The sequence below is a fragment of the Cobetia sp. genome, assembly GCF_983723665.1.
Genome location: NZ_CFDJES010000041.1, coordinates 22,293 through 23,776, shown reverse-complemented (window position 1 = coordinate 23,776; position 1,484 = coordinate 22,293). Strand labels below are relative to the sequence as shown.

The following is a 1,484-nucleotide window of genomic DNA, read 5'->3' as shown; positions in this document are numbered from 1 at the left end:
GCAAAGGGCAGGTAGCTCAAGGTCGCGACGCCCAGGGTGGCCGCCATGTAGGCACCGCAGCTGTTCCAGGGGATCAGCGGCGAGGTGATGGTGCCGGAGTCTTCCAGCGCGCGTGACAGGTTGACCGGCGCCAGGCGGCGGCGACGGAACTCGGCGCGATACATGCGCCCCGGCAGGATGACCGAGATGTACTGATCCCCGGTCACCACGTTGGAGGCCAGGCAGGTGCCCAGCGTGGTGATGACCAGCGAACCGGCATTGCGTGTCGCGCCCAGAAGGCTCTGTACCAGACGCTCCAGCAGACCGAGGCGTTCGATCACGCCGCCGAAGGTCATCGCCGACAGGATCAGCCACACGGTGTTGAGCATGCTGCTCATGCCGCCCTTGGAGAGCAGCGAGTCGATCACCTCATCACCGCTGTGGGAGACATAGCCATCGAACATCGACATCCACACGCCCTTGAGCAGCGCCATGGCGGTGGACATGTCCGTGACGCTTGCCAGCCCCACCACCGCCTGCGGCTGGAAGATGACCGCGAAGACGGCGCCCAGCGCCGCGCCGATGAAGATGGCCGGGAAGGCGGGCATCTGACGCACGGCCATCACCAGCAGCACCAGGAGCGGAATCAGCAGGTGCAGGCCGATGTTGAACTGCTCGCCCAGCTGGGCACGCAGATTGGCGACCTGCTCCGGCGTCTGCAGGCTGGAGACGGAGTCATGGCCGAGCCACAGAAAGCCTGCCAGCGCGAGCAGGATGCTGGGCACGGTCGTCCACAGCATGTGACGAATATGCGCGAACAGCGTGGTGCCGGCCGCTGCCGGCGCCAGATTGGTGGTATCGGACAGCGGCGAGAGCTTGTCACCGAAGTAGGCTCCGGAAATCACCGCGCCGGCGGTGATCGCCTCGGACAGCCCCAGGCCATCGGCGATACCGATCAGGCCGATGCCGATGGTACCGGCGACCGTCCACGAGCTGCCCACCGACAGCGCCACCAGCGCGCACAGCAGACAGGCGGAGGCATAGAAGTACTGCGGCGCGATCACGTCCAGACCGTAATAGATCATCGCCGGCACGGTGCCACCGAGAATCCAGGTGCCGATCATCGCGCCGACCGCCAGCAGGATCAGGATCGCACCCAGCGAGATCTGGATGCCCTTGTTGATCCCCTCTTCGATATCGCTCCAGCGATAGCCGTTCTTGAGACCGATCAGGCCCGCGATCATCGCGCCGGACAGCAGCGCGACCTGATTGGGCCCCCAGGAGGCATCGGCACCGAACAGCACCACCGCCAGCACCAGCATGGCGATGACCAGCACGATGGGAATCAGGGCATCCAGCAGAGAAGGCGGACGATAGCCGCTGTCCTCAGCAGAGTTATCAGGGTGTTGTTGCATTCAAGACACCATCTTCAAGAAATGAGGACGCCGACACGCCGCGTGGTGACGGGCATGGCAGAAGACACGGAGAATGGGGAGCAACGCCGC

Annotated in this window: 1 protein-coding gene; it reads right to left on the bottom strand. The window is 64.8% G+C overall.

What is annotated here, in order from left to right; all coding sequences use genetic code 11:
- A partial coding sequence (gene nhaC, locus AC4FAH_RS06205) for a Na+/H+ antiporter NhaC (protein WP_490245776.1) occupies positions 1-1,394 on the bottom strand: 1,394 nt, incomplete at its 3' end.
- Between the last annotated feature and the right edge of the window lie 90 nt (positions 1,395-1,484).